Below are 6,661 nucleotides of genomic sequence, written 5' to 3' on the forward strand. Positions count from 1 at the left end.
CAGGAGAACAAATGGATTGGGACAGAATTTGGAGGATTAGCAAAGTTTGATGGAGTAAATTGGACAGTTTATAACACTTCAAATTCAGGTCTGCCAGATGATTATGTTTATGCTATTACAATAGATGGTCAGGGGAACAAATGGATTGGGACTTGGGGAGGATTAGCAAAGTTTGATGGTGTAAATTGGACAGTTTATAACACTTCAAATTCAGGTCTGCCAAGTAATTATGTTCGTGCAATTGCGATAGATATGCAGGGTAACAAATGGATTGGGACAGGTGGAGGAGGATTAGCAAAGTTTGATGGAGTAGATTGGACAGTTTATAGAACATCAAATTCAGGTCTGCCAGATGATCGTGTTCGTGCTATTGTGATAGATGGGCAGGGGAACAAATGGATTGGGACACTTGGAGGAGGTTTAGCAAAGTTTGATGGAGCAGGTTGGACAGTTTATAGAACATCAAATTCAGGTCTGCCAGATAATTGGGTTTATGCTATTGCGATAGATGTGCAGGGGAACAAGTGGATTGGGACATATTGGGGAGGATTAGCAAAGTTTGATGGAGTAAATTGGACAGTTTATAATAGATCAAATTCAGGTTTGCCAAGTAATTCTGTTTTGGCTATTGCGATAGATGTGCAGGGGAACAAATGGATTGGGACATTGGGAGGATTAGCAAAGTTTGATGGAATGAATTGGACAGTTTATAACACTTCAAATTCAGGTCTGCCAGATAATTGGGTTTATGCTATTGCGATAGATGGGCAGGGTAACAAATGGATTGGGACAGGAGGAGGATTAGCAAAGTTTGATGGAGTAAATTGGACTGTTTATAACACTTCAAATTCAGGTCTGCCAGATAATGATGTTTATGCAATTGCGATAGATGGACAGGAGAACAAATGGATTGGGACAGAATTTGGAGGATTAGCAAAGTTTGATGGAGTAAATTGGACAGTTTATAACACTTCAAATTCAGGTCTGCCAGATGATTATGTTTATGCTATTACAATAGATGGTCAGGGAAACAAATGGATTGGGACTTGGAGAGGAGGATTAGCAAAGTTTGATGGGGTAGGTTGGACAGTTTATAAAACATCAAATTCAGGTTTGCCAAGTAATTATGTTTATGCTATAGCGATAGATGTGCAGGGGAACAAATGGATTGGGACAAATGGAGGAGGATTAGCAAAGTTTGATGGAGTGAATTGGACAGTTTATAACGCTTCAAATTCAGGTCTGCCACATGATTGGGTTGCTGCGATATCAATAGATGGACAGGGGAACAAATGGGTTGGGACATGGGGAGGTGGATTGGCGAAGTTTAATGGAGTAAATTGGACAGTTTATAACAGGTCAAATTCGGTTCTGCCAAGTGATACTGTTTTGGCGATATCAATAGATGGACAGGGTAACAAATGGATTGGGACATTGAGAGGATTAGCAAAGTTTGATGGAGTGAATTGGACAGTTTATAACGCTTCAAATTCAGGTCTGCCAGATAATTGGGTTAATGCTATTGTGATAGATAGGCAGGGGAACAAATGGATTGGGACAGGTGAGGGTCTTGCGGTATATAGAGAAGGCGGAGTAGTATTACCATATGCACATTTTTATAGTAATAGCCTTGATTTTGATAAAGTTTACTTGAGTGAGGTTAAGAGTTTGAAATTAAAGGTTGAGAACCGTGGGATAGGAACACTGATGATTACAGGTGTAAGTATAGCTGATACATCATTTAGATTTTTAGGTGATTTGCCCTTGGTTTTAAATCCTGGAGATGCAGGTTTTTTGAATTTTTCATTTAAACCGAGTTCTTCAGGGTTTTATGTTGATACTGGTTTTATTTACAGTAATTCTCCTGATAGTGTTTTCAGGCTTGTTTTGAAGGGTAAGGGGATAAAGCCACCATATTTATCAAGTTCTGTTGATAGCATAGATTTTGGATATGTTTTTGCTGGTGATTCGGTTATTAAGTTTTTAAAACTTTATAATTTGGGTGAGATTGATACGATAAGGATTGTAAAATTAGAAATTTCAGAGCCTTTTAGCGTTGTTTTATCTTCTAATGTTATAAAACCTGGCGATAGTTTAGATGTTATTTTGATGTTTAAGCCTTTATCTGGAGGAGTTTATAATGGTCTATTGAAAATTGTCAACACTGCTTGGAATGATACATTGAGAATCAAAGTTCATGGTAAAGGGATGCCTGTGGTGTTAAATACTAATAGACGGGTTCAATCTGGTGTTGTAAAGTTTATTTGCCGTTTTAACGCGGTTGATAGCGTTAAGTTAAAAAGTTTCTTTTATTCAGTTGATGGTGGTTCAAGCTGGAGGTTAAGTTCAAGTGTTTCAAGTTTTGCGGGAATAGGGGTTGGGGTTGATACTATATATTGGGATAGCAAGGTGGATTTAAATAATTTTGAATCGGCTATAGTATAAATCTGATTACTTGGCAGACCCGATGCCTTAGTATAATAAACTTTCTCACCAGTTAGCATATTTAACTTAACTAAACCACCATTTGTCCCAACCCAAATATAATCCCCCTCAATCGCAAGTGCCCTAATGTAATTACCATAAGTAAAATTAATCCATTCTGGATTTTGTGAAAATGAAAGATTGAAAATTAAAATTGCAAACAAAACAATTGCTAAATTCTTTTTCAACTTTTCCATAACTTCCTCCACAATTATTTTCGCTTTATAAAGCGTTATCTTACTTTGACATATGCTTTTGGCGTTTGCAAAATCATCACTGAATTACCATCTTCATCAAGCACATTTACATCTTTTAATTCAAAATAACCCTCACCTATCTCTTTTGCCTTGAACTTGAATTTTATTATCTCCCCGCTCCCACTCAAAGAAGAGCCCACTGAAGTATTTCCAAACACACCTGTTGTAACCTCTATCTCACCCTTGCTGTTAACTTCGTCTATAAACCTTTGAAGTGAAAAATCAGGCACAATTACTTGTCCAAGCCCACTCCTTAAGACAAATTCACCCTCCTGAAGCGATAAAAAAGATAAAACATCTTTATTAAAATCAACCTTAAAACCAGCGCTCTTAAACTTATTGATATCCTCAATCCAAACCGAAATATAAAATTCGTTCCCCAGTTTCACAATATTCCTCAACTTGTAAAACTTCAATGTCGGACCCTTGACAGCGTCAACTTTAAATTTCCTTGAAAACCTCCTGACATCCGTACTCCCTCTATACCTGACCTCTATTTCAAATGTATACTCAACATCATCAAGATAATCAAATGTCGCAGATGTCGCATTCGTCCATTCAGACCAATCAGAATAATCTATTAACCTGTATCTATACTCATTTACATCAGGTCTATTCCCAAACCATAATATCGTCACAGATGTTGAATTAATTGTCTCATTTTCAACAGGGCTAACAATTTCAACTGAAGGCGGAATATAAGCGGGACTTTCAGGATCAAGAGGATTGTGAAATTCCCTTTTACAAGACGAAAAAAGAAAAAAGATGAAACTTAAGAATAAAAATTTTAACCTCATACCTTTAACGATTTTTACTTTGAAAATTTAGCCAAAATATTCACAAGTTACTTTTCAAAATTTTAACTTGAAATTTACCATCGGGACAACACCTACATATTCATAAAATTTCAATTCCATTGAAACTTCGCCCCTCCTTATCTCACGATAAATCTCTTCATAACTTACTTTCCTCAAAGCATTGTAAATCGTCAACCCAGCAAATACAGCACCGACTCCAAATGCTATATTCCTGCGATTTATAGCCTTGTTATAGGCATTTTTATATTCATTAAATTCCTCAATTTCATCAGCAGATTGATACTTACTGTAAATTTCCTCCGACTTTATATGAAACGCAACTCCAACCCCGATAGAGACAATCGTAGCTCCAACCCCAGCATATGTTAAATTATTCTTCAGATTTAATCTTGACTTGTAAATCCTCATCGCCTTCGTTTCAACTGTCTCCTCAAGTTTAACTTTCTTGCTTATTACCTCACTTCTTCTGATATCAATTTTAAAACTTTCGCTCTTATATCCCGACTTTATCAATTGAACATCATGAGACCCATAAGCAAGTTCAAAGCTTGAAGGCGTAACCCCAATTTTGTTCCCATCAACTATGATAATTGCCTCAGCTGGATCAGTTTCTATCTTAACCCTTGCTGTGATAGGCTTTAAACTAAAATCTAAATTCAAACCATCTCTATCAACAATTATCTCTCTTTCCAAAATTTCATATCCCTCCTTCTCAACTCTAAACAAAACCTTCCCATGTCCAATATCAGCTGTGAATGAACCAGAGCCAATAAATTTATCATTTGCATAAACTTTTGCATCTTTAGGCTCAACATTTAGATTAACAGTAAATATCGCCTTCTTAAGGTTTAAAGAAATACTTTCAGAAGAGCCTGCAGGGATATTAACTTCCGACTTAACAGATTCATATCTTTCCTTCTTTAATTCAACAATATGACGCCCAGGCTTTAAATCCATCTCAAACTTATATTCTTTTACTTTTCCAACATTTTGCCCATCAACATAAACATCAGCCTCATCAACATTAGATGAAATCACCAGCTTGCCTGAAAGCAAAGATACATCCACAAAAACAGAATGCTCTTTAACCTCGGGAACATTTATAGTAACTTCTCCAAACTCTTCATCACCCCTAACGCTTATAACCCTTCTACCAGGTCTAACCTTAACATTTAGTTTCCCATCTCTGAGACGACCAACCATATTACCATCAACATAAACAACTCCACTTTTTGAAAGGGAATTAATGTTAAGATTTACCAAAAACTCACTCAATCTAAAATTAAATGCATTCCTCGTCCCTGCTCTAACATCAATCTTCTCAACCCTCGTGTCATAACCTGACTTTGAAATCTCAATAGAATAACTTCCAGGTTTCAATTTCAAGTTCAAAGGTGTTTTACCAACCAAATTTCCATCTACTTTCACTTCGGCATTTAATGGCTCGGAATTTATATTAACATCTACTTCAGCAAAAACCTCAGAAGGTATGAAAACAAAATCTCCTCCCATATCCCCTGCAAGAATTCCATATTCAGGCGTTTGTGTCCTGTTTGACTCAACAGTAACTCTTGGGGAAATATATTCGTTTAACTCATAAGTCGTTATCATCCCATCCCTGTTTAAATCCGCACTCATATTTTTAAGCGCATCAATAAAATAAAATGTAAAAACGCTATGCCCGCCTGGACCTGTATCAAGAACTGTTTGATCCCTACCACCAGCAGTTAATGCTTTTCTTGCTTTCCTCGTTGTTATCACCTTAACATATTCAACCGCTTCAGGGCTTAAAGGTTGAGCCCTCGCAAAAATTAAACCACCATAGCAAGCATCCATGACAAAAAATAAATGCTTTGCCCTTATCAACTGACTTATCTCATTTAGCTGATCTGTTGATATAGCACTCGTTATAAGCTCACTCTGCGAACCATCATAAGGTAAAATATATCCTTTTTCCCTACCATCAGGAAGTTGAATCGTTATACCATGACCAGCAAAGAAGACGAAAACCCTATCATCATTCCCAGCAAGTTGCCTTATCCTGTCAAATGCCTTCATTATACCTTCCTTCGTTGCCTGCCCATTATAAAGCTGGATCACATTTTCACTCTTAAATCCGAAATTTTCAATTAACACATCCGCAATCCCTTTCGCATCTTTTACAGCATATCTTAATTTTGGAGCCTTCAAATAATTATCAATCCCTATAATAATAGCCCAGGATTCACGATAAAAACTTTGAAAATCCGTTCCCCCTATCTCCCTTAAACCAATACCTCTTTCCTGTGAGAAAACTGAAATTACAAAAAGAGACAACAAAAGGAAAAAGTATCCCATCTTCATGTTTTTCCTCCTGTTAGTTTTCTTCATTCTAAATTTATAAAGAATAGCCCAGTTTATCAAGCAACTTTTAACTCACTCTCTTCCATTTCTCCTCATCTAAATTTTAGAGAGGGTCAGGGGGTGACTCTATTTTCCCCTCTCTATTTATAGAGAGGGGGTAAGAGGGTGAGTCAATTTCTTCACTTCTCTTCCATAAAGAGAGTTATAAGAGTGAGAAACAAATTTCAAAAAAATCATTTTTAACTCACCCGCTTCAATTCCCCCTCTCTAAATTTTAGAGAGGGGGTTAGGGGGTGAGTCAATTTTCCAACTCGCCTCCTTTTAATTTTCCCCCACTCTAATTTTAGATGAAGAGGTTAGGGGATGGGTCAATTTTTCAACTCACCCCCTTTAAGTTCCCCCTCTCTACAGCTGTAGAGAGGGGGGTAGGGGGTGAGTCTATTTTCCCCTCTCTATTTATAGAGAGGGGGCAAGAGGGTGAGTCAATCTTTTTACTTCTTTTTTAACTCACCCCTTTTCAACTCCCCCTCTCTAAATTTTATAGAGAGGGGGGCAGGGGGTGAGTAAATCTCTTCCCCCTCTCTAATTTTAGAGAGGGGGACACAGGGGGTGAGTTAATCTTTTCCCCTCTCTAAGCTTAGAGAGGGGGGTAAGGGGTGAGTCACTTAACCAAAACCATCTTCTTAACACTCACAAAACCACCAGCCTCAAGCCTGTAAAAATAAACCCCACTTGCCAATCCATCACCCCTGAACTCAA

At 37.3% G+C, this 6,661-nt stretch carries 3 protein-coding genes; 1 reads left to right on the forward strand and 2 read right to left on the reverse strand.

Features of this window, described 5'->3' with window-relative positions; all coding sequences use genetic code 11:
• The coding region (locus AT685_RS00005; RefSeq protein ID WP_143713041.1) for a ligand-binding sensor domain-containing protein at nt 1–2,445 on the forward strand (2,445 nt) is incomplete at its 5' end.
• Nucleotides 2,446–2,716: 271 nt separating this feature from the next.
• Here AT685_RS00005 and AT685_RS00010 read toward each other — a convergent pair.
• Both AT685_RS00010 and AT685_RS00015 read right to left on the reverse strand, forming a co-directional pair.
• The gene (locus AT685_RS00010) at nt 2,717–3,538 is read right to left on the reverse strand and encodes a cohesin domain-containing protein (protein WP_072151049.1); all 822 of its coding nucleotides are present in this window, start codon (nt 3,536–3,538) and stop codon (nt 2,717–2,719) included.
• Between the two features lie 54 nt (nt 3,539–3,592).
• Entirely contained in the window at nt 3,593–5,929 is a 2,337-nt protein-coding gene (locus tag AT685_RS00015; protein WP_081040487.1) for a PEGA domain-containing protein, read from the reverse strand.
• Nucleotides 5,930–6,661 lie beyond the last annotated feature (732 nt).

This window comes from Candidatus Kryptobacter tengchongensis (assembly GCF_001458555.1).
In the GTDB taxonomy this organism is placed as follows: domain Bacteria; phylum Bacteroidota; class Ignavibacteria; order Kryptoniales; family Kryptoniaceae; genus Kryptonium; species Kryptonium tengchongense.